At 68.3% G+C, this 22,826-nt stretch carries 19 protein-coding genes and 1 tRNA gene; 10 read left to right on the top strand and 10 right to left on the bottom strand.

Annotated elements, in window-relative coordinates; all coding sequences use genetic code 11:
- Window positions 1-29: 29 nt before the first annotated feature.
- Window positions 30-4,886, bottom strand: a complete 4,857-nt coding sequence (locus H0B54_RS20160) for an NAD-glutamate dehydrogenase (RefSeq protein WP_188261808.1) — start codon at window positions 4,884-4,886, stop codon at window positions 30-32.
- Window positions 4,887-5,105: 219 nt separating this feature from the next.
- On the opposite strand from H0B54_RS20160, the gene H0B54_RS20155 reads away from it, so the two are divergent.
- Window positions 5,106-6,773 (top strand): HD-GYP domain-containing protein, encoded by a 1,668-nt coding sequence (locus tag H0B54_RS20155; RefSeq protein WP_188261807.1) that lies wholly within the window; start codon window positions 5,106-5,108, stop codon window positions 6,771-6,773.
- Between the two features lie 246 nt (window positions 6,774-7,019).
- A complete protein-coding gene (locus tag H0B54_RS20150; protein ID WP_188261806.1) occupies window positions 7,020-7,991 on the top strand; it encodes a Bug family tripartite tricarboxylate transporter substrate binding protein in 972 nt (323 codons plus the stop codon).
- A gap of 121 nt (window positions 7,992-8,112) precedes the next feature.
- Here the strand turns inward: H0B54_RS20150 and H0B54_RS20145 are convergent, their stop codons facing one another.
- The 5 genes from H0B54_RS20145 to H0B54_RS20125 all read right to left on the bottom strand — a co-directional run bounded on the left by H0B54_RS20145 (window position 8,113) and on the right by H0B54_RS20125 (window position 13,939).
- On the bottom strand, window positions 8,113-9,741 hold the full coding sequence (locus H0B54_RS20145) for a methyl-accepting chemotaxis protein (RefSeq protein ID WP_246472639.1): 1,629 nt from the start codon (window positions 9,739-9,741) through the stop codon (window positions 8,113-8,115).
- 225 nt (window positions 9,742-9,966) lie between these two features.
- Complete coding sequence (locus tag H0B54_RS20140; RefSeq protein WP_094305196.1) at window positions 9,967-10,950, bottom strand: Bug family tripartite tricarboxylate transporter substrate binding protein; 984 nt, start codon at window positions 10,948-10,950, stop codon at window positions 9,967-9,969.
- Between the two features lie 547 nt (window positions 10,951-11,497).
- Window positions 11,498-12,427, bottom strand: coding sequence for an AEC family transporter (locus tag H0B54_RS20135; RefSeq protein WP_103040413.1), 930 nt, complete (start codon window positions 12,425-12,427; stop codon window positions 11,498-11,500).
- A gap of 90 nt (window positions 12,428-12,517) precedes the next feature.
- Window positions 12,518-13,195, bottom strand: coding sequence for an RraA family protein (locus H0B54_RS20130; RefSeq protein WP_188261805.1), 678 nt, complete (start codon window positions 13,193-13,195; stop codon window positions 12,518-12,520).
- A 669-nt stretch (window positions 13,196-13,864) separates the two neighbouring features.
- Window positions 13,865-13,939, bottom strand: a tRNA-Gly gene (locus H0B54_RS20125).
- 163 nt (window positions 13,940-14,102) lie between these two features.
- Here H0B54_RS20125 and H0B54_RS20120 point away from each other — a divergent pair.
- The 6 genes from H0B54_RS20120 to H0B54_RS20095 all read left to right on the top strand — a co-directional run bounded on the left by H0B54_RS20120 (window position 14,103) and on the right by H0B54_RS20095 (window position 17,738).
- Complete coding sequence (locus tag H0B54_RS20120) at window positions 14,103-14,669, top strand: prolyl-tRNA synthetase associated domain-containing protein (protein WP_188261804.1); 567 nt, start codon at window positions 14,103-14,105, stop codon at window positions 14,667-14,669.
- Window positions 14,670-14,723: 54 nt separating this feature from the next.
- Complete coding sequence (locus tag H0B54_RS20115; RefSeq protein WP_188261803.1) at window positions 14,724-15,674, top strand: thioredoxin family protein; 951 nt, start codon at window positions 14,724-14,726, stop codon at window positions 15,672-15,674.
- A gap of 113 nt (window positions 15,675-15,787) precedes the next feature.
- Window positions 15,788-16,477 (top strand): LON peptidase substrate-binding domain-containing protein, encoded by a 690-nt coding sequence (locus H0B54_RS20110; RefSeq protein ID WP_188261802.1) that lies wholly within the window; start codon window positions 15,788-15,790, stop codon window positions 16,475-16,477.
- 82 nt (window positions 16,478-16,559) lie between these two features.
- Window positions 16,560-16,796 carry a Trm112 family protein gene (locus H0B54_RS20105; RefSeq protein ID WP_014238566.1) on the top strand — a complete coding sequence of 79 codons (237 nt, stop codon included), beginning with the start codon at window positions 16,560-16,562 and terminating at the stop codon, window positions 16,794-16,796.
- Complete coding sequence (locus tag H0B54_RS20100) at window positions 16,796-17,200, top strand: gamma-butyrobetaine hydroxylase family protein (RefSeq protein WP_094305190.1); 405 nt, start codon at window positions 16,796-16,798, stop codon at window positions 17,198-17,200. Before H0B54_RS20105 ends, H0B54_RS20100 begins: the two co-directional genes overlap by 1 nt.
- A gap of 148 nt (window positions 17,201-17,348) precedes the next feature.
- The gene (locus H0B54_RS20095; RefSeq protein ID WP_188261801.1) at window positions 17,349-17,738 is read left to right on the top strand and encodes a hypothetical protein; all 390 of its coding nucleotides are present in this window, start codon (window positions 17,349-17,351) and stop codon (window positions 17,736-17,738) included.
- Window positions 17,739-17,805: 67 nt separating this feature from the next.
- Here H0B54_RS20095 and H0B54_RS20090 read toward each other — a convergent pair whose 3' ends face one another.
- Window positions 17,806-18,162 (bottom strand): cupin domain-containing protein, encoded by a 357-nt coding sequence (locus H0B54_RS20090; protein ID WP_188261800.1) that lies wholly within the window; start codon window positions 18,160-18,162, stop codon window positions 17,806-17,808.
- Window positions 18,163-18,176: 14 nt separating this feature from the next.
- Complete coding sequence (locus tag H0B54_RS20085) at window positions 18,177-18,863, bottom strand: HAD family hydrolase (RefSeq protein ID WP_094305187.1); 687 nt, start codon at window positions 18,861-18,863, stop codon at window positions 18,177-18,179.
- A gap of 311 nt (window positions 18,864-19,174) precedes the next feature.
- On the opposite strand from H0B54_RS20085, the gene H0B54_RS20080 reads away from it, so the two are divergent.
- Window positions 19,175-19,393 carry a DUF1127 domain-containing protein gene (locus H0B54_RS20080; RefSeq protein WP_188261799.1) on the top strand — a complete coding sequence of 73 codons (219 nt, stop codon included), beginning with the start codon at window positions 19,175-19,177 and terminating at the stop codon, window positions 19,391-19,393.
- A 164-nt stretch (window positions 19,394-19,557) separates the two neighbouring features.
- Here H0B54_RS20080 and H0B54_RS20075 read toward each other — a convergent pair whose 3' ends face one another.
- Window positions 19,558-20,694, bottom strand: a complete 1,137-nt coding sequence (locus H0B54_RS20075; RefSeq protein WP_188261798.1) for a type III PLP-dependent enzyme — start codon at window positions 20,692-20,694, stop codon at window positions 19,558-19,560.
- A 442-nt stretch (window positions 20,695-21,136) separates the two neighbouring features.
- Here H0B54_RS20075 and H0B54_RS20070 point away from each other — a divergent pair, with 442 nt between their 5' ends.
- A complete protein-coding gene (locus H0B54_RS20070) occupies window positions 21,137-21,640 on the top strand; it encodes an MgtC/SapB family protein (protein WP_188261797.1) in 504 nt (167 codons plus the stop codon).
- Here the strand turns inward: H0B54_RS20070 and H0B54_RS20065 are convergent.
- Window positions 21,624-22,808, bottom strand: coding sequence for a multidrug effflux MFS transporter (locus H0B54_RS20065; RefSeq protein WP_094305184.1), 1,185 nt, complete (start codon window positions 22,806-22,808; stop codon window positions 21,624-21,626). The genes H0B54_RS20070 and H0B54_RS20065 overlap by 17 nt on opposite strands.
- Window positions 22,809-22,826: the final 18 nt, after the last annotated feature.

The following is a 22,826-nucleotide window of genomic DNA, read 5'->3' as shown; positions in this document are numbered from 1 at the left end:
AAGAGGGTCTTGGCTCCTTGCCCGCCGTCTTATCCCGCCGTCAGGCCGCGGAGCTGCCGGTTCGCCACCGCCAGCATCGACAGGTCGACGTTGGGCTGGGTGCGCAGCTCGGACAGCAGCTGCTCCACCCGCTCCACCACCGGGCGGCGGTGCGCGATCCAGGCCTCCACGGGGGCTTCCGCGGGAAGCTGGTCCACCGCCTCCAGAACGCGGGTGGTCAGCGCGGTCTGGTGGGCGAACAGGTCGTCCACCAGGGCGGCCACCGCCTGCTTCTGCCAATGGTTCTCCGCCTTCGCCGCGGCGGCCTTGTCGCGCAGCCATTCCAGGCCGAAGCGGCGGCCCAGCATGAAGTAGACCGCGGCGACGTCCGCGACCCCGCGCCCGGTGCGCCCGGCGATGCGGACGAGGTCGGGGGCGGCGGCCAGCACCGGCAGCGCCGCCATGCGGCGGGCCAGCTCGGCGGGGACGCCCTGCTCCTGGTAGGAGGCGACGCGGGCGGTCAGGCGGGCCGTCTCCTCGGCGTCCAGCACATTGTCCAGCCCGGCCAGAAGCGTCTCGATGCCGGGCCGGAAGGCCTCCGTCTCGCGGGCGATGTCCAGCGGCTGCTGGCAGCTCGCCAGGAACCAGGCGGCGGCGCGCTCCATGTGGCGGACCGTCTCCAGGATCATGCTGGTCTGGAGCGCGGCCGGGACGACGGTGTCGAGATCCTCGATCCCCGTCCACAGCGAGCGCAGGCCGAAGGCGTCCCGCACGATGGTGTAGGCGCGGGCGACGTCCGCCGGCCCCATGCCGGTCTTCTCCATCATCTCCTTGACGAAGGTCGGGCCGGTGCGGTTGACGAGGCTGTTGGTGACGCTGGTCGCGATGATCTCCCGCCGCAGCCGGTGCCGCCCCACCGCCTCCGCATGGGCCTTGCGCAGCGGCTTGGGGAAGTAGCGGGTGAGGTCGTCGGCCATGAAGGGATCGTCCGGCAGGTCCGACGCCAGCAGATCGTCGTAGAGCGTGATCTTGGCGTAGGCCAGCAGCACCGCCAGCTCGGGCCGGGTCAGCCCCTCGCGGTTGGCCATGCGGACGGACAGCTCCTCCTCGTCGGGCAGATACTCGATGGCGCGGTTCAGCCGGCCCGCCTTCTCCAGCGAGCGGATCAGCCGGGCCTGCGCCTCCAGCGCGTCGGGACCCTGGGCGCGGGCGACGGTCAGCGCCTGGCTCTGCAGATAGTTGTCGGCCAGCACCAGACCGGCCACCTCGTCGGTCATGGCGGCGAGAAGCTGGTCGCGCTGCTTCAGCGTCATGTCGCCGCGGACGACCACGTCGTTCAGCAGGATCTTGATGTTCACCTCATGGTCGGAGGTGTCGACGCCCGCCGAATTGTCGATGGCGTCGGTGTTCAGCCGCACCCCGTGCTGCGCCGCCTCGATGCGGCCGCGCTGGGTGACGCCGAGGTTGGCGCCCTCGCCGATCACCTTGGCCCGCACGTCGCGTCCGTCGATGCGCAGCGCGTCGTTGGCCTTGTCGCCGACCTCGGCGTTGGTCTCCTCCGCCGCCTTCAGGTAGGTGCCGATGCCGCCGAACCACAGCAGGTCCACCTCGGCCTTCAGCAGGATCTGCATCAGCTCCAGCGGAGTGACGTGGTCCTTGGCGATGCCGAAGCGCTGGCGGATCTCCGGCGTCAGCTCCAGCGACTTGGCGGAGCGGTCGAAGACGCGCCCGCCCGCGGACAGCAGCGACGCGTCGTAGTCCGCCCAGGAGGAGCGGGGCAGGTCGAACAGGCGCTGCCGCTCCTCCCAGCTCCGCGCGGCGTCGGGGTCGGGATCGACGAAGATGTGCCGGTGGTCGAAGGCGGCGAGCAGGCGGATGTGCTTCGACAGCAGCATGCCGTTGCCGAACACGTCGCCCGACATGTCGCCGACGCCGACCACGGTGAAGTCCTGCGTCTGGGTGTCGCGCCCCAGCTCGCGGAAATGGCGCTTCACCGATTCCCAGGCGCCGCGGGCGGTGATGCCCATCTTCTTGTGGTCGTAGCCGGCGGAGCCGCCCGACGCGAAGGCGTCGCCCAGCCAGAAGCCGTGGTCCACCGACACCGAATTGGCGATGTCGGAGAAGGTCGCCGTGCCCTTGTCGGCGGCGACCACCAGATAGGGATCGTCCTCATCGTGGCGCACCACTTCGGGCGGCGGCACCACCGCGCCCTGGGCGTCGAGGTTGTCGGTGATGTCCAGCAGGCCGCGCATCAGCGTCTTGTAGCACTCGATGCCCTCGGCCAGCGCCACCTCGCGTCCGGCGGACGGCGGCGGAGGGCGCTTGACCACGAAGCCGCCCTTGGAGCCGACCGGCACGATGACGGTGTTCTTGACCATCTGCGCCTTCATCAGCCCGAGGATCTCCGTGCGGAAATCCTCGCGGCGGTCGGACCAGCGGATGCCGCCGCGCGCCACCTTGCCGCCGCGCAGATGGACGCCCTCCATCCGCGGGCTGTAGACGAACACCTCGACCATCGGGCGAGGCAACGGCAGCTCGTCGATGTGGCGGCTGTCGATCTTGAAGGAGATGTAGGTCTTGGGCCGCCCGTCCGCGCCGTTCTGATAGGCGTTGGTGCGCAGCGTGTTGCACAGCAGGTTGAGGAAGCGCCGCAGGATGCGGTCCTCGTCCAGGTTCTTCACCCCGTCGAGCGCGCGTTCGATCTCCGCGGCCAGCCCCGGATCGTTCTGCGGGCGGCGGGCCGGGTCGAAGCGGCTGTGGAACAGGGCGACCAGCTTGCGCGCGATGGCCGGATGGCCGGCCAGCGTGCTTTCCACCACGTCCTGCCCATAGGGGATGCGGGCCTGGCGCAGATACTTGGCGTAGGCGCGCAGCACCGTCACCTCCCGCGCGGTCAGGCCGGCGCGGAGGACGAGGCGGTTGAAGCCGTCATCCTCCATCCGGCCGTCCCAGACGGCGGCGAAGGCGTCCTGGAACTTCTCCTTCACCATCGCGCAGTCGATGGGCAGCCCGTTCTGGGAGCGCGCGGTGAAGTCGTGGATCCACACCGGGGCGGCGTGGCCGGCGATGGCGATCTCGAAGGGGGCCTCGGTGATCACCTTCAGGTCCATGTGCTCCAGCATGGGCAGCACGTCGGACAGCGGCACCGGGCGACCTTCGTGGTAGATCTTGACGTGCAGCTCGTCCCCTTCGGCCTCCAGCGGGCGGTAGAGGTTGATGCCCAGCGTGCCCTGGGCCGTCGCCTTCTCGATCCGCTCGATGTCGAAGACGGCGGCCTCCGCGTTGAACTCCTCGCGGTAGGCGGTGGGGAAGGCGTCGGCGTAGCGGCGGAACAGGGTGCGCCCCTGCTCCTCGCCGTGGGCCTCGACCAGCGCGTCGCGCAGATGGTCGTCCCAGCCGCGGGACGCCTGGACCAGCCGCGCCTCCAGATCGGTGGCGTCGACGGCGGGCACGCGGCCCGGCTCGGTCTTGATGATGAAATGCAGGCGGGCCAGCACGCTTTCGGTCAGCTGCGTGGTGAAGCCGGTGCAGGTGCCGTCGTAGGCGGCCTCCAGGATGGACTGGATGCGCCGGCGCAACGTGGTGTCGTAACGGTCGCGCGGCACGTAGACGAGGCAGGAGGCGAAGCGCTCGAACGGGTCCTTGCGCACGAACAGGGCCAGCCGCTGCCGTTCCTGCAGGTGCAGGATGCCGACCGCGATGTCCAGAAGTTCCGGCACCTGGATCTGGAACAGCTCGTCGCGCGGGTAGGTCTCCAGGATGTGCAGAAGCGCCTTGCCGTCATGGCCCTGCGGGTCGAAGCCGGCGAGATCCATCACCTCGGCGACCTTGCGGCGGAGGTAGGGGATCTCGCGCGGGCTGCGGTTGTAGGCGACGGAGGTGAAGAGGCCGGCGACCAGCCGCTCGCCGATGATCCGCCCCTCGGCGTCGAAGCGCTTGACGAGGATGGCGTCCATCGGGACGGAGCGGTGCACGGGGGAGGGGCGGTTGCCCTTGGTCACCATCAGCACCCGCGGGTTGCGCAGGAAATCGCGCACGTCGGGCGGCAGGGTGGCGTAGTTGCGCAGCCCGTCGAAGACGGTGACGGAGTCGTCGCGCAGGATGCCCAGACCGCTGCCGGCGACCAGCCCCAGCGAGGAGTCCGCCCCGTCGGCGCCGCTCTCGAAGCGGTATTCGCGGTAGCCGAGGAAGGTGAAATGGTCGTCGTCGGCCCAGGAGAGGAAGGCTTTGGCCTCGTCCACCTCGTCGTCAGGGATGATGGCTGGGACGGCGGCGCGGGCGCAGTCGGCCTCCGCGATGGCGGCGCGCACCTGCTGGCGCATGGCCCGCCAGTCGGCGACGGCGGCGCGCACGTCGGCCAGCACGCGCTCCAACCCCTCGCGGGCCTGGTTCAGCGCGGCGGCGCCGGTGACCGCGCCGACCTCGACATGCATGAAGGATTCGGGGGCGGCGTCGGTGGGGGCCGCCGCGGGCTCGTACAGCTCCACCAGCTGGCCGTCGGCGTCCCGCTTGACCCGCACCACGGGGTGGATGACCAGATGGACGGTCAGCCCCTGGCGGTTCAGCTCCGCGGTCACCGAGTCGACGAGGAAGGGCATGTCGTCGTTGACGATCTCCACCACCGTGCGGTGAGACTGCCAGCCATGCTCCTCGACGCGGGGGTTGTAGACGCGGACCTTGGCGCGGTCCGTCGCCTCGCGCTGCTGGCCCCATTGCCACATGGCCAGGGCGGCGCCGTAGAGCTGCTCCGCCGGAGCCTGGATGATGTCGTCGGGCGGGACGTTGTCGTAGAACTGCCGTACGAAGCGCTCCGCCGGTGCGGCGCGGGTGCGGCCCAGCCGCTCGCGAACCTGCCGCACGACCTCTTCGGTCAGCTCGTCCTTGAGCTGTTCGGCCCTGAGAGCCATCGCTCCAATCCTTCCCTGATTTTTTGCGGCGGTTTGCCGCCGTTGTAGGCAGAGGGTAGCCGATTTGCCGCCACAGGCAACAGGCGGAGGGGCGTAACCGGAAGAGGCGGTTATTACGGAGAAGCCCTTCGTGTCCAAATCGATGAAAGTTGAATGAGTCGGAAAGGAGGCGTATTTTTTGTGCAAGCGCGCCCGCAGCGCGCAACCATCGAGACGGTCATGCCCAACGACGACGCCCGCCCGCCGGAGGCCACCCCGGTTCCGCCCGCAAAGCCCCGCCTGCATGTCCTCGTGGTCGATCCCGACCCGGCGCTGGCCGGGCTGACGCGCGCTGCGCTCGACGGCTTCGCGCTGGACGGGGCGCCGGTGACGGTGCTGACCGCCGCGACCGCCGCCGAGGCGCGCGAGGCGCTGTACCGCAATCTCGGCACCGCCGCCGTCCTGCTGGAGCCGGTGCTGGACCCCGCGGCGGATGGGCCGCCCGAAGGGCTCGCCTTCATCGACCACATCCGCAAGGATCTTGGGAACAGCCGCGTCCGCATCCTGGTCTGCACCGCCCATCCCGAGCGGGCGCCGGAGGAGGAGGTGGTGGAGGGCCACGACGTCAGCGACTACCGTCTGAAGGACGGGCTGACGGCGCGCGCGCTGCGCACCGCGGTCGTGCCGCGGCTGCGCGCTTTCCTCAACCTGCAGACCCAGGCGGCCGGGCGCAAGGCGCTGGCCCGCATGCTGGTGGCGACCACCGGCCTGCTGGAGATGCGCACCCCTGACGTGCTGTTCCCCAACATCCTGCCGCGCGTCGTCGGGCTGCTGGGCATCGGGCGGCACGCGCTGCTGTGCATCCAGGGCGACACGCTGCCGCGCGACCGCCGAATCCGCGTGCGCGCCTCCACCGGCCGCTTCGCCAAATGGAAGGACGTGGACGTCGCCGAACTGGGCGAGCCCAGCGTGGCCGCCGCTCTGGAACGGCTGAGCCCGAGTTCCGAGACCATCGTGGAGCCGGGCTATTGCGCCCTGCGGCTGCGCGCTCATGGCGGGATCATCGGCATGATCTACGTCGAGGGCCACAACAACGAGGGCACCGCGCGCGAGTGGCAGCTGCTGGAGCTGTTCCGCAACAAATGCTCGATCGCCTTCGAGAACGCCCTGCTGTTCGAGGAGCTGAACACCGCCCAGAAGGCCACCGTCCTGGCCATGGGATCGCTTGCCGAATACAAGGACAACGCTGCCGCCGGCCATCTCCAGCGCATCGAGCGGCTGGTCGGCGACATCGCCCGCGAGCTGCGCGTCCACGGCCGCTTCGCCGACGAACTGGACGAGGAGCTGGCGGAGAAGGTCGGGCTGGCCGCCCTGCTGCACGACGTCGGCATGCTGAGCGTGTCGGACGAGACGCTGGGCATTCCCGGCGAGCTGGCCAACAACGACATGGCCGCCATCCAGCGCCACACCCTGATCGGCCACCGCATCCTCAGCGAGGCGGCGCTGCCCCTGCGCGGGCGCAGCCTGCTGTCGATCGCCGCGGAGATCGCCCGCTACCACCACGAGCGCTACGACGGGTCGGGCTACATGGAAGGTTTGCGCGGCGGGGCCATTCCGGTGTCGGCGCGGATCATGGCCGTGGCCGACGTGTTCGACGCCCTCATCACCGACCGCCAGTACCGCAAGGCGTGGGGGGTGGAGCACGCCATCACCTGGATCGCCGAGCGGGCGGGCAAGGATTTCGACCCGCTGGTGGTCGAGGCGTTCCTGACGGTGGTCCGCCGCATCCAGGCCGAGGAGCCGGACTGGTTCCCCAAGCCGGAGGGCGGCAACCAGGGCCTGCTGGTGGCGGCGATCGGGCGCAAGCTGCGCGCCCTGTTCGGCAACCGCGCCGAACCGATCAATTGAATCCCGTCCCCGTATGGCGAAACCGGACCGAACGGCCTTTCCCAGGTGGAAAAGCCGTTTTGCCGTCACTTTCCGATGACGAGGACAGGCGCGGCAATGTGTCCGTTTCTCCCATGGCGGTTGTCCTGTAAATACTATTGTGTACAAAAAATCGTGTTACTATAAATTGTGCAACCGATACCGCGGGACGCTCCTTGGCGGCGCTCCGTTGTGGTGATCGGGCGGCAGCATTTGGCGGAGCCGACCATGAAAGCCAGACACTTCTTTTCCAGCCTTTTGACCTCCTGTGCCCTGCTGTTGGGCGCGACGGCGGCCCAGGCTGCCTACCCGGACAAGCCGATCACCATGATCGTCGCCTATGGAGCCGGCGGATCGACCGACGTGACCGCGCGCATGCTGGCGCCCTTCATTGAAAAATATCTGGGCGGCGGCGCACGGATCGTGGTGATGAACCGCGGCGGCGCCGGGGGCGAGATCGGCTTCGCGGCCATCGCCGACGCCACGCCGGACGGCTACACCATCGGCTTCATCAACACGCCGAACGTCGTCACCATCCCGATCGAGCGCAACGCCCGCTTCACGCTCGACCGGCTGGACCCGCTGGTCAACATCGTCGACGACCCGGGCATCATGACGGTTCACGGCGACAGCCCCTACAAGACGGTGGAGGATCTCGTCGCCCAGGCCAAGGCCAACCCGAACACCATCACGCTGGGCTCCACCGGCGTCGGGTCGGACGACCATCTGGGCATGCTGTTGCTCCAGCGGCAGGCGAACGTCCGCTTCACCCATGTGCCGTTTCCCGGCAGCGCGGAGAACTACCGCTCCATGCTCGGCCGCCACACCCAGATCTGCGGCCAGAACCTCGGCGAGGGGCTGCGCGGCAAGGCCGGCGGCGACAACATCCGCATCCTGGGCGTGATGAGCACGCAGCGCTGGGACATGGCGCCCGACCTGCCGACCTTCAAGGAACTGGGCTACAACATCACCATGGCGTCGCTGCGCGGCGTCGGCGCGCCGAAGGGCCTGCCGCCGGAAATCCGCGCCAAGCTGGTCGAGGCGGTGACCAAGGCCGCCAACGATCCTGAATTCCAGAGCAAGGCCCGCGACACCTACCAGCCGCTGCGCATCCTCGATTCGGAAGCCTTCTCTGCGGAGCTGAAGGAGTTGGACGGCGATTTCCGCAACCTCTGGCGCGAGTTCCCCTGGTTGAAGTGATTGGGTGAGGCGGACGGGACAGGCCGCATAGGAAAGACCCCTTTTCCACGTGGAAAAGGGGTCTTTTTCATGGGCGCTGCCGGAGGACGCCATGGCGTCCTCCCCCCCGCATCGGGCCAGGTCAGGCCGCGGTGATGCGGGTGATGAAGGCTTCGATCTCGTTGTCCAGCCGGTTGAAGCTGCGCGACAGCTCCTCGGTCGTGGTCTGGACGGCGCCAGCGGAATGGCCGGTGGTCTCCGCCGCCTGCTGCACCAGCCGCATCTCCTGGAGCACGGCCACCGTGTCGGTGGCGGCGCGCTGGGAGCGTTCGCTGATGTCGCGGGTGGCGGCGTCCTGCTCCTCCACCGCCGCGGCGACGGTGCTGAGCGATTCGTCCACCTGCCGGATGGTGTTGACGATGGCGCGGATGGCGTTGACCGCCGCGGTCGTCGCCGCCTGAACCGCCGCGATTTCCGCGCCGATCTCGTCTGTGGCCTTGGCGGTCTGGTTGGCGAGGCTCTTGACCTCCTGCGCCACCACGGCGAAGCCCTTGCCGGCCTCGCCCGCGCGGGCCGCCTCGATGGTGGCGTTCAGCGCCAGCAGGTTGGTCTGGCCGGCGATGTTGTTGATGAGGCCGACCACCTCCTCGATCTTCCGGCTGGCCTCGCTGAGGCCCTGGACGATCGAGTCGGTCCGCCCGGCCTCGTCCACCGCGCCGCGGGCGAGCTGGGTCGACTGGGTGATGGACCGGGTGATCTCGTCGATGGAGGCGCGGAGCTGCTCGGCGCCGGCGGCCACGCTCTCCACCTCGCTCGTCGCCTCCTGCACCGCGTGGGCGACCGAATCGCTGTGGTGGCTGGTCTGGCGGGCGTTCTCCAGCATGACGTTGGCTTCGCCGCGCATGGAGTCGGCGGAGCGCACCACCTCCCCCATCATCGCCTTGACCGACGCCTCCAGGTCGGCGGCGAGGCTGTTCATGGCCCGGCGCTGCTCCTCCGTGGCGCGGGTGCGCATGGCCTCCTGCTCGCGCGCCATCTCCTGGACGCGCAGCGCGTTCTCCTTGAAGACGCGGACGGTGCGGGCCATCTGGCCGATCTCGTCGCCGCGCTCGGCGGCGGGGACCTCGTCCTCCAGCCGGCCCTGGGCCAACCGTTCCATGACCATGGTCAGGCGAACCACCGGACGGGCGATGTTGAAGCCGATGAACAGCGCCACGCCCACGGTGATGAGCAAGGCGACGATCGCCGAGGCGATGAAGGCCTGGGTGGTCGCGTCGACCGACGCGTTCACGTTGGCGTAGGCGTCGGCCGACTGCTGGCGCTGGTAGGTCAGGTAATCGCGGGAGGTGCCGTTCAGGCGCCCGTAGGCCGCCTGGACCTCCTGCAGGAAGTCGAGCGGATCGACGCCCATCTTCAGCAGGTCGAGGAAGCTGGTCACCTTCGCCTGGTAGGCGGCGGTGTCGGAGCCGAAGCGCTGGAGGATCTGCCCCTCCTCCTCGGTCGCGGCCGACTGGCCCTTCATCTTGTCCGCCTGGCCCTTCAGCCTGGAGAGCTGTTCGGTCAGCGCCTTCGCCTCGTCCTCGACCGCCTTGGGGGAGGCGTTGGCGGTGCTGAGGATCACCGTCCGGTAGAGGCCGGCGTGGGCGACGGTCAGCGTGTCGGTCAACGCCTGGACGTCCGCTTCCCGCGTGAAGGAGCGGTTGAACAGCGTGTCCAGCAGGCGTGACTGTTCCGTGATGGCGGAGCCGCCGAGCAACGCGATGGCAAGCATGCCCAGAATCGCTGTCGCCGCCGGGATTCCCATTTTGGTGGGAATGTGGAGGTGATTGAGGAAAGTCATGGAGCACCTGCTTCAACCATTGGCCGGACCGTTGGCGCCGGATGGTCAGGGGGGCTTGAACCGCACCCGACGCAGGCCGGTCGGCCGGCGTCGGGTGGTTTCGCGGATGGGCCGGACCCGGACGGACCAGCCCGCCCGGGTCGCGTCAGCCCCGGATCACTTCAGCCAGGGCGACGACTGCCACAGCGACTTCAGCTCGGTGTCGAGCTGCTTCAGCTCCGCCGCGAAGGCGTCGGGGCCGAGGACGCGCAGCGGCTGGAAGGTCTCCTTGGCCTCGGCCTTCGCCACGAACTCCGGATCCGTGGCGGCCTTGGTGACGGCGTCCACCAGCTTGGCGCGGACGTCGGCGGGCAGGCCCTTCGGCGCGCAGACGCCGCGCAGCGAGGCCATCAGCACCGGGTAGCCCTGCTCCGCGAAGGTCGGGATGTCCGGGGCGGCCTTCCAGCGGTCCTTGCTCATCACACCCAGCACGCGGATCTGGTCGGAGGCCTGACCGCGCAGCCCCTCGCCGAGGTTCTGGCCGCTGATCTGGATCTTCTTGGCGAGCATCGCCTTGTAGTTGGCCGCGGAGCCGGAGAAGGGGACGTGGGTGAACTGCACGCCCGCCTGGCGCTGCACCAGCAGCATGGCGAGCTGGTCGTCCGAGCCCACGCCGGTGGTGCCGACGGTGACGGTGTTCGGGTTGGCCTTGGCGTGCTCCACGACGTCCTTCAGCGTCTTGAAGGTGCTGTCGCCGGGAACGCTCCACACGCCGGGATCGTCGACGACGTTGACCAGCGCGTCCAGCCGGTCCGCCGAGAAGCGGGCCTGACGCTCGATCGGGATCGACACCATGTTGGGCGTGTTGCAGAAGCCGATGGAGTAGCCGTCCGGCGCGGCGTCGGCGATGGCCGCGAAGCCGATCTCGCCGCCGGCGCCCGGCTTGTTCACCACTTCGATCCGGGTGCCGCCCAGGTGCTTCTCGATGAAGGGAGCCAGCAGGCGCGCGGTCACGTCGGTCGATCCGCCGGCGTCGTAGGCGACGACCACGGTGATCGGCTTCTCGGGGTAGGCGGCCTGGGCCGTCGACAGAGCGGTCGTCGACATGGCCAGCGCCAGGGTCCCGGTCGCCAGCGCCAGGAACTTGCTGCGAATGATCATCTGGATGCCCTTCTTTCCTGCGTTATTGCGGAAGACCCCCCTTGGCCGCGGACGCGGTGGGGTCCCGGGAGATCCCGCCCGTCCCGATGCGGACACAGGCTGGGCCTCCTTTTCTGAAATTCTCGTAAAGATCGATGGCCATTGATTTTGACAGTGTTGAAATATGGGGTCAGAGACGACACGAAGTGCCATCCAGACCTTCGGTCGAGTGGATGCATACTTCGGTATGTCTGTTTTCGTGGATGGCCGATCCCGTTGCCGGCACAGCGGCGGAGTTCGGTCGCGTTTCTCGCGAAAAGGAGCGATTCATAGACCCAACGCTGTCAAATCGACCCGATGGAAGCGGCTTTGACGCTTCGGAGTGGAAGATACAGGGTCTCTATTCGTGTATCAATCGTGCTGACCGGATCTGATATCCGGAAATAAGGGCGATTTTCGACGAATGCTTTCTATCTGGTGTGGTTCCTTGGAGTTCCGCGCGATCAGGTCTGCGTGATGAGCGTCAAATGGACGCATAGTGAAAGGCGCCTGCGGCGAAATGACCGCGTCAGCCCATCGCCACCATGAAGGCGACGGAAATCGAGATCGGGGACATCAGGGTGGACAGCAGCAGCGACATGGACACCAGCTCCCGCCCCGTCTGGTAGCGCTCGGCGAAGGCGTAGACGTTGACGCCGATGGGCAGCGCTGCCGCGGTCACGGCGGGGGCCAGCCAGTCCGGCGGGAGATGGAACACCTCCACCGCCAGGACCCAGGTCAGCACCGGGTGCAGGACCGTCTTCATCACCGCCAGGACCAGCGCTTGGCCGAACTTGCCCGACAGCTTCCCGAAGGACAGCGAGGTGCCCAGCGTGAAGCAGGCGCAGGGCAGGACGGTGGCCGCGGCGTAGTCCGCAGCCTTCATGACCGCGTCCGGCACATGGACGCCGCTCAGGTTGAAGCCCATGCCGACGACGATCGACAGGATCATCGGGCTGAGCAGGGTCGCCTTGACGGCGTTGACCGCGGCGGCGACCGGCCGTCCGCCCGCCGTCCGCTGCGCCTCGGCGATCATCGTCGCCGTGGTGAAGAGAAGCGGCGACTGGAACAGGATCAGCAGCATCACCGGGATGGCCACCGACGATCCGTAGGCGTCCATCAGGATCGGCGCGCCGAGCAGGCCGATGGAGGAGAAGGAGGGGGCGAAGCCGCCGATCGCCGCCTCGTCCCGCCTCCGGATCGACAGCATCCAGGCCGCACCCAGCGCGAAGATGATGAAGGCCGCGACGAAGAAGGACGCCACGAAGCCCCATTCGATGGGATCGGGGATCTTCGCCTTGGCCATCGCCGCGAACAGCAGCGCGGGCAGGGCGTAGATGCCGAGAAAGCGCGACAGGCCCTGAGCCGCCGTGTTGCTGAAGTTGCCCGATTTCCCGGCGTAGAAGCCGAGCGCGACCAGGACGAACATCGGCAGCACGATTTGAAAGATGAGCGTCATGGCGGCGGAAACCGGTCTTGGGGCGGCTCGAAGGGGGGCGCGGTCCGCCGGCCGGCCTGGATCGTCGGCCGATCCGGCGGATACCGGGGGTCAGCGCAGGGTGGGCGTCTCGACGATCTCCGGTTCCGGCACGCCCAGCACCTCCATCAGCGACTTGCCGGCGTCGAGCTGCTGCGACCAAATCTTCTCCTTGGCCATCAGTTCCAGGCAGCGCCGCAGCACCTCGTCCATCACGGCCAGCGGCACCACGGTCACGCCATCGTCGTCGCCGATGATGAGGTCGCCCGGATTGACCACCATGCCGCCGACGCCGGCCGGGACGTCCATCTTGCCGCCGAAGGCCTTGTGCGGGCCGCGCGGGACCGAGCCCTTGGCGAAGACCGGGAAGCCGATGGTCCGGATTTCCTGAAGGTCGCGGACGGAGCCGTCGATCACCAGCCCGCCCAGGCCGCGCGACTTGCAGCCGCGGACCACCCATTCGCCGGCCAGCGCCACCTCCTCCAGGCCGGCGCCGGCGACCACCACCACCTCGCCCGGCTCGGCCAGGCTGCAGGCGGTCAGCAGCATGCTGTTGTCGCCCGGCATCGACACGGCGGTGCGGGCCTGCCCGCAGATGCGCATGCCGGGGGCGCAGGGCTTGATCCGGGCGTCCATGCTCTGGCAGCGGTTCTGCACGTCGGACGCGATGCTGCTGGGGACCGTCTTCCAAATGTCCAGCATGTCCCGGGACAGGCGCGGAAAATTCACGATGTAGCGTTGCATAGCCATGGGGAGGACCTCTTGTCGTCTGGGCGGATTGCCGTCGGGGCTGTACGAAGCGGGGCTTGGAAGCGCGACCAGCGGCACCGCCGGTCGCAGCGCGACGACAACGGAGCCGATGACGATCAGGCGGGGGAGGGCCGGTGTTGCCGGAGCGGCGGACGCCGGCCGGGCAGGAGCGTCCTATCCGGGAAAATCACGGGCTCAGCCCGTCCGACGCCACCAGGCCATCCATGGTGCATACAACCCTAATCGGATAGAAGTTCTATTTGTTTCGCATTTGAAGCTTAGTCTTTCGGACGGTCATACGCAAGTAGGTTGCCAAGAAGTAAATTTGTTCACGCAGTCATATGGGGTATGTGCGCGGGGAATGACCTACAAAGGCATGCGGTTTGCGAGGATTGTCGCCTTTTGGTTGCGGAATTTGGCGTTGCCCGCCCTGTATGGCTGCGCTGGTTCGGGGTCGGGAACGTCGGGGGCCAAGGCACCGGTTGCGTCCGGCGGAGTGCCGCGGCGCAGACTCGGCTTCGGAAGCGAGGGCGTCGGTTGCGGAATCGCAACGCGCGGGGAAAGGGTGCGGCCGGGAGGGAAAAACGAAAAAGGCCGGCACCCGAAGGTCCAGCCTTTCCATCAACCGTCCTGTTTCCCTCCGAAGGACCACCGCCTCCGTCGGGAGAATGGAGCGGGCGAAGGGATTCGAACCCTCGACCCCAACCTTGGCAAGGTTGTGCTCTACCCCTGAGCTACGCCCGCGCTCCGTTTCGCTGCCGTTCGGACCCTTGTTCGGTGCCGTCCGGCGGCGTGCGGCGGACTATACTCATGGATCGGCGCAATGCAAGCGTCATGTTTCACTTTTCTCGGGCGCCTGGACAGATTTTCCCGGACGAATTTTCCCGGCACCGCTAAAGATGGCTCCATGGACACCCGCGACACCCCCGAGGGCAGGGACGAGGAGCCGCTGCCGACGAGCCCGGAGCAGCTCCTGGAGCATCTCGCGACGCTCGGCATCCGCACCGTGACCCACAGCCACCCGCCGCTGCACACGGTGGAGGAGAGCAAGGCGCTGCGCGGCGCGCTGCCCGGCGGCCATTGCAAGAACCTGTTCCTGAAGGACAAGAAGGAGCAGCACTGGCTGGTCGTCGCGCTGGAGGACGCGCGGGTGGAGTTGAACCGCTTCGACAAGGTGATCGGGTCGGCGCGGCTGTCCTTCGCCTCCGCCGACCGGCTGTGGCGGCATCTCGGTGTGCGGCCCGGCTCGGTCACGCCCTTCGCGCTGGTCAACGACCGCGAGCGGCGGGTGAGGGTGGTGCTGCAGGAGCAGATGCTGGCCCACGACCCGCTGAACTACCATCCGCTGCTGAACGACCGCACCACGGCCATCGCCGCCGCGGACCTGCTGCGCTTCCTCCGGGCCGGCGGGCATGAACCGCTGATCGTGCCCTTCGGGGAGGAGCCGCCGGACTCTCAGCCGACGCTTGCTTAACGCGCCCCGTGCGCTCATCTATCACGCGAGATCGCAAAGGGATACGTGACCGCCATGTTCTCCATTCCGCCCGCCAACAAGCCCGCCGCCGCCGGTGCCGCTCCCGCCGCCGGTGACCTGATCAAGGACAGCAGCGACCGCGCCTTCATGGCCGACGTCATCGAGGCGTCGCAGTCCGTGCCGGTGATCGTCGATTTCTGGGCGCCCTGGTGCGGCCCGTGCAAGCAGCTCGGCCCGATCCTGGAAAAGACCGTGCTGGCCGCGAAGGGCAAGGTGCGGCTGGTCAAGATCGACACCGACAAGGACCCGATGATCGCCTCGCAGCTCCGCGTGCAGTCGATCCCGGCGGTCTACGCCTTCTTCCAGGGACGTCCGGTGGACGGCTTCATGGGCGCCCTGCCGGAGTCGCAGGTGAAGGCCTTCGTGGAGAAGCTGGTGAAGCTGGCCGGTACCGCAGGCGGCGGCGAGGGCGACATCCTGGAGGAGGCGCTGGCCCAGGCCAAGGAGGCGCTGGAGGCCGGCGACACCCAGACCGCGTCGGAGATCTATGGCGAGATCCTGCAGGCCGATCCGGAGAACCTGAACGCCGCCGCCTACGCCGGGCTGGTCCGCTGCCTGATCGTCAACGACGAGCTGGCCCGTGCCAAGCAGATGCTCGACAAGGTGCCCGAGCAGATCGCCAAGGACAAGGAGATCGCCGCGGTGCGCAGCGCGCTGGAGGTCGCCGAGCAGGCCGCCAACGCCGGCCCGATCCCGGAGCTGACGGAAAAGGTCGCCCGCAACGAGGACGACCACGAGGCCCGCTTCGACCTCGCGCTCGCGCTGTTCGCCGCCGGCAAGCGCGAGGCGGCGGTGGACGAGCTTCTGGAGCTGGTGCGCCGCGACCGCGGCTGGAACGACGAGGCCGCCCGCAAGCAGCTCGTCAAGTTCTTCGAGGCCTTCGGCCCGACCGACCCGCTGACGGTGCAGAGCCGTCGCCGCCTGTCCTCGATCCTGTTCCGCTGATCGCGGGCGGACTGCGGCGCGGAGGCGACTCCGCGCCGTGAGCCTGTTTGGTTCGCGGCCGCTTCGTTCGCGGTCGCTCTGTTCGCCGTGTCCGGGGGTTCTATATTCGTCGCATGAGCCGGAACCCCATCGACCCGTCACTGGACCGCTTGCCGCGGCAGCTCCCGATTTTCCCGCTTGCGGGGGTCCTGCTGCTGCCGCGCGGGCGACTGCCGCTGAACATCTTCGAGCCGCGCTACCTCGCGATGGTCGAGGATGCGCTGGCCGGCGACCGCATGATTGGCATGGTCCAGCCGACCGACCCGGCCTGCCGCCTGCGCGAGCCGGCGGTCTACGGCACCGGCTGCGCCGGGCGGATCACCAGCTTCGCCGAGACCGAGGACGGCCGCTACCTGATCACTCTGACCGGGGTCAGCCGCTTCGCAATCATGCGGGAGCTGGACGGACAGCGCGGCTACCGCCGCGTCGCCGCGGACTGGGACCGCTTCTCCGGCGACCTGATCGACCCGCTGGAGCGCGGCGGCGCTGACGGCTGCGGGCTGGACCGCGCGCGTCTGCTGGCCGGACTGAAGGGCTATTTCAAGATGCAGGGGCTGTCGGTCGACTGGAAGGCCATCGACGGCACGCCGGACGAGCGGCTGGTCACCTCTCTGGCCATGATCTGCCCCTTCTCGCCCAGCGAAAAGCAGGCCCTTCTGGAGACGCCGGACCTGCCGGAGCGCGCGAAGCTCTTGATCGCCCTGGTCGAGATGGCCATTCTCGACAGCCATGAGGGCGACGGCGGCGGCGCGTTGCGTCACTGACCGATCGTCACTGACCGATCGTCACTGACCGGTTCATCGTTCTTCAACCGATACTGCATTCTCCGACTGCGAGGCCCGATCCATGAGCGCCCATCCCCACGACGACACGCCCGCCGACGGCAAGACGCAGGCGCGCGTCGATCCGAAGCTTCTGGAGATCCTCGTCTGCCCGCTGACCAAGGGGCCGTTGCGCTACGACGCCGAGCGCGCCGAGCTGATCAGCGACCGCGCCGGGCTGGCCTATCCGATCCGCGACGGCATTCCGATCATGCTGATCGACGAGGCCCGCAGCCTCGACGGGAAGCCGGGGGCGGCCTGATGTCCGACGAGCAATTCGCGTCGGACGCCTTCGGCACCAAGCACTGGCCGGTGGAAATCCGGCTGAAGAAGGAGGAGAAGCGGCTGGAGGTCGATTTCGACAACGGCCGGACCTTCTCCTACCCGGCGGAGTTCCTGCGCGTCCACAGCCCCAGCGCCGAGGTGCAGGGCCACGGTCCCGGCCAGAAGCAGACCGTCTCGGCCCGCCGCCATGTCGGCATCATGAGCCTGGAGGCCATCGGCCACTATGCCCTGCGCATCGTCTTCGACGACCTGCACGACAGCGGCATCTACTCCTGGAAGCTGCTGTACGAGCTGGGCGAGGACCAGGACCGCCTGTGGGCGGAGTATCTGGCGGAGCTGGAGGCCAAGGGGCTGAGCCGCGATCCCCGTGGCCGGCGCTGATGCGGCGGAAGCGGGGCGCGGCATTCCGTCGCGGGTCCGCTTTTTTCCGTACGGCCTTTTCGAGCGTTCGGGCGCGGCGTGTTGCGCTTTCATGAAAAGGGCGTAGATAACGGCCCATCGACCGTTCCTCCGCCGCAGGATGACCGCCGTGACCGCGACCGACCCGACCGGCGCGACCGCCAGCCAGACCGCCGCGCCCAACACCGGTTCGCCGCCTGTCGGCGGCGCCGGATTGCCCGTTCCCGCCACGCCCGCGCCGAATGATCCGCCCCATGATCCGCCGCCCGTGGAGCGGGGCTGGGGTGGGTGGACGCGCGGCTATGGGCGGCGCGGCGGCGCGTTGCGGCAAAAGCTGGCCACCCACTTGGCGGCCCGGCGGCGCAAGCGGCGCGCCTGGGCGAGGGACATCGCGCGGATCGTCCTGGTGGTGTCGATCCTGGCGTTGGGCGTGCTGGCCGTGGAGATCGGACGCAAAGCGGTGGTCGTGCTGAACCGCGCCGACCTCGGCGCTGTCCATCTGTTCGGGCAGCGCGGCTGAAGCGCTTGATGTTCCCTCTCCCCAGAGGGGAGAGGGTTAAAATGGCCGAATGCAGATGAACTGCCCCTTAGGGAAGAATGACCACGTAGCGTTTCGTCGTGGTCTCCAGCACCTCCCACACGCCGTCGAAACCCGGCTCCAGCGTGAAGCGGTCGCCGGGGCCAACCACCCACCGGCGCCCGTCGGCGTGGCTGATGGCGCTGGTCCCCTCCAGGATCTCGCAATACTCCCACTCGTCGTAGACGATCCGCCAGGAACCGGGGGTGGAGCGCCAGACCCCGGCGAAGCGCTTGCCGTCTGCCGATTCGTACTCGTTCCAGGTGGTGAAGACCGGCGCACCGGACAGGACGCGGTCGGCGGCCGGCCCTCCGGTCTCGGGCTCCGCGGCGGGGCGGGCGGGGTCGGTCAGCAGGGCGAAGCTCATCACACGTCTCCCATTCACCAGGCGGCGAGCAGCGGCGGCAGGCCGTGCAGGCTGTCGATGCGGCGGTAGTTCTCGGTGGGCGGCTCGGCCACCTCGTGCGCCCAGGTGACGTGGTAGGGCACATGCACGGCGTGGCCGCCCACGGCCAGCACCGGCAGGATGTCCGACCGCACGGAATTGCCCACCATGACGAAGCGCGCCGGGTCCACTCCGTGCCGGTCGAGCAGGCGGCGGTAGGTGGCCGGGTCCTTCTCGCTGACGATCTCGATGGCGTCGAACTTCCCGGCGAGGCCGGAGCGGGCGATCTTGCTTTCCTGGTCGAACAGGTCGCCCTTGGTGACGAGCAGCAGCCGGTAGCGCCCGGACAGCCCCTCCACCACCTCCTGCACCCCATCGAGCAGATCGACCGGGTGCTCCAGCATCGCCTTGCCGAACTCGACGAGGCTCTGGATGTCCCGCCCGCCGATGCGCCCGTCGGTCAGGTCCACCGCCGTCTCGATCATCGACAGGACGAAGCCCTTGATGCCGTAGCCGTAGACGCGGAGGTTCTCGCGCTCGGCCTGCAACAGCCGCCGGTCGATGTCCGCGGGATCGGCCAAATGGTTGGCGAGCAGCGCGCGGAAGCGGTCCTGCGTCATCGAGAACAGGGACTCGTTGTGCCACAGCGTGTCGTCGCCGTCGAAGGCGATGGTGTCGATCATGGGAAGAACTCGATGTCGGACGACGGTCGGGATCAGAGGTAGGCCGCGCCGCGGCGCCTGTCCAGCGCCCCGTTTCAAACCCTGTTTGTTGGTGAACTGCACAATTTGTGACGCCCAAAAACTATGCATCGGCCCATTATTTCTGCATCGGTGATATTCCTACGACAGCTATCGAGAAAGCACACGGCTCGCATACCCACATGGCGGTGGCGGGTTTGCGCGGGATGAGCAATATTCTTTCTCACAAAGCGAGGGTGCGGCGGCCACTTCCGGCAGGCCCCCTCGGGACCTTCAAAGATAGGATGACCACCATGGCAATCGCTCTGCGCTCGGCCCCCGTCGGCCGCACCCTGCGGGCTGCTCCGGTGGCGTATGTGCTGGACAGCGTTCTGGACACGTTCGCCCTGTGGCGGCAGCGCACCATCACCCGCCGCGAGCTGGCTCGGCTGGACGACCGGATGCTGCACGACATCGGCATCTCCCAGATCGACGTCGAAGGCGAGATCAGCAAGCCGTTCTGGAAGGCTTGATGCCGCCGTCACGGCTGCGGGAGACCGCAAGGAAAAGGGCCGCTCCTGTCTAAGGGAGCGGCCCTTTTCGCATTCGGGTCTTGGCGTTCCCGCAAGTTACCAAAAGAAAAAGCCCCCCATCCCGAAGGACGGGGGGCTTTTTCTTGAAACGGACCGTCGCTCGATCAGATGCAGATCTGCTGGAGCGGGGCGAAGCCGTTGAAGCAGACCGCCGAGTAGGTCGTCGTGTAGGCGCCCGTGGCGTGGATGCGCACACGGTCGCCGGCCTTCAGGTCCATCGGCAGCTTGTACTCGGCGCGCTCGTAGAGCACGTCGGCGCTGTCGCAGGTCGGGCCGGCCAGCACGACCGCTTCCGTGTCGCCCTCTCCGTCGTCCCCCATCACCTGGATCGGGTACTGGATCGCCTCGTCCATCGTCTCGGCGAGACCGCTGAACTTGCCGATGTCCAGATAGACCCAGCGCTTCACGTCGTTGGCCGACTTGCGGGAGACGAGGACGACCTCGCTCTCGATGATGCCGGCGTTGCCGACCATGCTGCGGCCCGGCTCCACGATGGCTTCCGGCAGGTGGTTGCCGAAGTGGGTGCGCAGGGACTCGAAGATGGCCTGGCCGTAGGCGGTGGTCTCCGGCACGTCGGTGCGGTAGCGGGTCGGGAAGCCGCCGCCCAGGTTGATCATACCGAGATCGACGCCCAGCACCTCAAGCTCGCGGAACAGCTGCGCCACCTGGAAGATGGCGTGGTCCCACTGCATCAGGTCCTTCTGCTGCGAGCCGACATGGAAGGACACGCCGTAGGGAACGACGTTCATGCCCTTGGCCTTCAGCAGCAGCTCCCGCGCCATGGCGAGGTCGCAGCCGAACTTGCGCGACAGCGGCCACTCGGCGCCCTCGCCGGAGGTCAGGATGCGGCAGAAGACGCGGGCGCCGGGGGCGGCGCGGGCGATCTTCTCAAGCTCCGCCTCGCTGTCGAAGGCGAACAGGCGCACGCCCAGCTCGAAGGCGCGGCGGATGTCCGCTTCCTTCTTGATGGTGTTGCCGTAGGAGATGCGCTCCGGCGCGCAGCCGGCGGCCAGGACCATCTGGATTTCCGGGACGCTGGCGGTGTCGAAGGCGGAGCCCAGACGGGTCAGCAGGCCGAGGATCTCCGGCGCCGGATTGGCCTTCACGGCGTAGAAGATCTTGGCGTCCGGGAGCGCTTCCTCCAGGTCGTGATAGTTCGCTTCCACGACGTCCAGATCGACGACGAGGCACGGGGTCTGCGGACGCTGCTCTTCGAAAAAGCGCGCAATCTTATCGGTCATCTCAGTCTCCCGGACGCAAGATGAAGGTGTCGGACGAATTGTGAAAAAGCAGGGGCGGAGCGGCCGCGCGCTGCTGACCGGTCAGAAAGAAAAGACGGTCAGGCGCTCAGGCCGCCCATACTGGACTGCCGTGTTGCCTTGCGGGGAAGGACCGGACTGGACAGAACCGGAAAGAGTCGGAGACGGGTGAGCCGGTGCCCACCCACAACAACATGAACCATCGTAACCTCCAAGACGCCGCCTTGCTTAAGGGACGGTCGGGGATCACGCGTTACGTCGTTGCATAACCACATCTCGAAAAGGACGAGGGGCGGGCCAGCGGCACGTGCGCTTGCGAGTTGCGGTTACATAGATCGAACGGGCCGCCTTTTAAAGTGAAAAATGCGACCGGGCGCAAAAAAGTAGCAAGCGTTACGCAAAGGTAAAAATACGGAGGAATAACATGGACTTGAGTACGGCCATTCCGGTCTGGGACATCGCCGCCCGGTTGGCCGCGGCGGCGGTTTGCGGGGCGGCGCTGGGACTCGACCGCGAGATCCGGGGCAAGGCGGCGGGGCTGCGCACCCACACGTTGGTGGCCATCAGCGCGGCGGTGACGACCCTGGTTGCGCTGGAGCTTTATTGGGGCATGGCCGGGCAGAAGGGCGGCGGTGGAAGCGGCGGGGGCGACATGGACCCCACCCGCGTCATCCAGGGCATCGCCCAGGCCATCGGCTTCATCAGCGCCGGGGTGATGTTCCGCGCCGGGACCACGGTGCGCGGGGCGACCACCGCGGCGCTGATCTGGATGGCGGGCGCGCTGGGCATCGCCTGCGGAGCCGGATTCTACGTGCTGGCGGGAATGGCGCTGGCGCTCTGCCTCGGCGTCACCATCGTCTTCTCCTACGCCCTGCGCTGGATTCCGGAGCCCGCCAAGCCCGCCAAATCTGTCAAACCCGAGGACTGACCAGAAGACGATGGGCCAGCGCGCCCCCCAGCGCGACCAGCCCGATGGCCGTCATCATGGGAAGCTGGCTGTCGGCATGGGTGTGGCCGAGCACCACGCCGATCAGCGCCGCCACGGTCATCTGCACGAAGCCGACCAGGGAGGAGGCCAGCCCGGCCATCATCGGGTAGGGGCCGACCGCCCCGGCCATGGCGTTGGGCAGGGTCAGCCCGGCGCCCAGCATGAAGAGGAAGACCGGCGCCACCACCGCCGCCAGATGCAGCACCCCGCCCAGCGCCAGCCCCACCCCGAGCAGCCCGCCGGCCAGCGAGACCGCCGTGCCGGTGCGGATCATCCGCGGCCCGCCCAGCCGCGCGCTCAGCCGCCCGGCGAGAAAGGAGCCGACGGCGTAGCCCAGCACCACCGCGCCGAAGCTCGCTCCGTACTGCGCGGGCGTCAGGTGCAGCCGCCCGATCAGCACGAAGCTGGACCCGGAGATGAAGGCGAAGATGCCGCTGTAGGCGAAGGCCACCGTCAGCATCTGCCCGACGAAGCCACGGTCGCGCAGCAGCAGCGCGTAGTTGGCGATCAGCCGGCCGGGCTGCAGCGCCGTCTCGTCGCGGTTGGCGTTGGTCTCGCCCATCAGGGTCCAGGTGGCGGCCAGGATCAGGGCGGCGAAGCCGGTCAGCAGCAGGAAGTTGCTCCGCCAGCCGAACCACTCCGTCAGAACGCCGCCCAGGATGGGGCCGGCGGCCGGGGCCAGCGTCATCGCCATCGCCATGTAGGCCAGGACGGTGGCCGCGCGGTCGCGACCGAAGACGTCGCGCACCACCGCCCGCGCCACCACAGGGCCGCAGCAGGCGCCCAGCGCCTGGAAGAAGCGGGCGACGATCAGGGTTTCGATGTCGTCGGTCAGCGCGCAGGCGGCGCTCGCCACCAGATAGATGAGGATGCCGCCGAGCAGGGCGGGGCGCCGCCCGAACCGGTCGGACACCGGCCCGTAGACGAGCTGCGACACCGCGAAGCCGGCGAGGAAGACCGACAGGGTCAGCTGCACCGTGGCGATGTCCGTGCCGAACACGGTGACCAGAGTCGGCAGGGAGGGCAGATAGAGGTCCGTGGACAGCGGGCCGAAGGCGACGAGCGCCGTCAGCAGCACGCGGACGGTCAGGGAATCGGGACGGGGCATGGAGGGAGTCGGGCCGGA

The sequence above is a fragment of the Azospirillum tabaci genome, from assembly GCF_014596085.1.
Lineage (GTDB): Bacteria > Pseudomonadota > Alphaproteobacteria > Azospirillales > Azospirillaceae > Azospirillum > Azospirillum tabaci.
Note: the sequence above shows the minus strand (reverse complement) of the source record. Positions and strands in the feature narration are given on the sequence as shown.

What these genes read in the sequence shown, in the direction of transcription:
- H0B54_RS20150 (WP_188261806.1), top strand. Translation starts at nt 7,020, where the DNA reads ATGAAAGCCAGACACTTCTTTTCCAGCCTTTTGACCTCCTGTGCCCTG.
- H0B54_RS20065 (WP_094305184.1), bottom strand. Translation starts at nt 22,808, where the DNA reads ATGCCCCGTCCCGATTCCCTGACCGTCCGCGTGCTGCTGACGGCGCTC.
- H0B54_RS20130 (WP_188261805.1), bottom strand. Translation starts at nt 13,195, where the DNA reads ATGGCTATGCAACGCTACATCGTGAATTTTCCGCGCCTGTCCCGGGAC.
- H0B54_RS20075 (WP_188261798.1), bottom strand. Translation starts at nt 20,694, where the DNA reads ATGACCGATAAGATTGCGCGCTTTTTCGAAGAGCAGCGTCCGCAGACC.
- H0B54_RS20105 (WP_014238566.1), top strand. Translation starts at nt 16,560, where the DNA reads ATGAGCGCCCATCCCCACGACGACACGCCCGCCGACGGCAAGACGCAG.
- H0B54_RS20080 (WP_188261799.1), top strand. Translation starts at nt 19,175, where the DNA reads ATGGCAATCGCTCTGCGCTCGGCCCCCGTCGGCCGCACCCTGCGGGCT.
- H0B54_RS20135 (WP_103040413.1), bottom strand. Translation starts at nt 12,427, where the DNA reads ATGACGCTCATCTTTCAAATCGTGCTGCCGATGTTCGTCCTGGTCGCG.
- H0B54_RS20100 (WP_094305190.1), top strand. Translation starts at nt 16,796, where the DNA reads ATGTCCGACGAGCAATTCGCGTCGGACGCCTTCGGCACCAAGCACTGG.
- H0B54_RS20070 (WP_188261797.1), top strand. Translation starts at nt 21,137, where the DNA reads ATGGACTTGAGTACGGCCATTCCGGTCTGGGACATCGCCGCCCGGTTG.
- H0B54_RS20120 (WP_188261804.1), top strand. Translation starts at nt 14,103, where the DNA reads ATGGACACCCGCGACACCCCCGAGGGCAGGGACGAGGAGCCGCTGCCG.
- H0B54_RS20085 (WP_094305187.1), bottom strand. Translation starts at nt 18,863, where the DNA reads ATGATCGACACCATCGCCTTCGACGGCGACGACACGCTGTGGCACAAC.
- H0B54_RS20160 (WP_188261808.1), bottom strand. Translation starts at nt 4,886, where the DNA reads ATGGCTCTCAGGGCCGAACAGCTCAAGGACGAGCTGACCGAAGAGGTC.
- H0B54_RS20090 (WP_188261800.1), bottom strand. Translation starts at nt 18,162, where the DNA reads ATGAGCTTCGCCCTGCTGACCGACCCCGCCCGCCCCGCCGCGGAGCCC.
- H0B54_RS20155 (WP_188261807.1), top strand. Translation starts at nt 5,106, where the DNA reads ATGCCCAACGACGACGCCCGCCCGCCGGAGGCCACCCCGGTTCCGCCC.
- H0B54_RS20115 (WP_188261803.1), top strand. Translation starts at nt 14,724, where the DNA reads ATGTTCTCCATTCCGCCCGCCAACAAGCCCGCCGCCGCCGGTGCCGCT.
- H0B54_RS20145 (WP_246472639.1), bottom strand. Translation starts at nt 9,741, where the DNA reads ATGCTTGCCATCGCGTTGCTCGGCGGCTCCGCCATCACGGAACAGTCA.
- H0B54_RS20140 (WP_094305196.1), bottom strand. Translation starts at nt 10,950, where the DNA reads ATGATCATTCGCAGCAAGTTCCTGGCGCTGGCGACCGGGACCCTGGCG.
- H0B54_RS20110 (WP_188261802.1), top strand. Translation starts at nt 15,788, where the DNA reads ATGAGCCGGAACCCCATCGACCCGTCACTGGACCGCTTGCCGCGGCAG.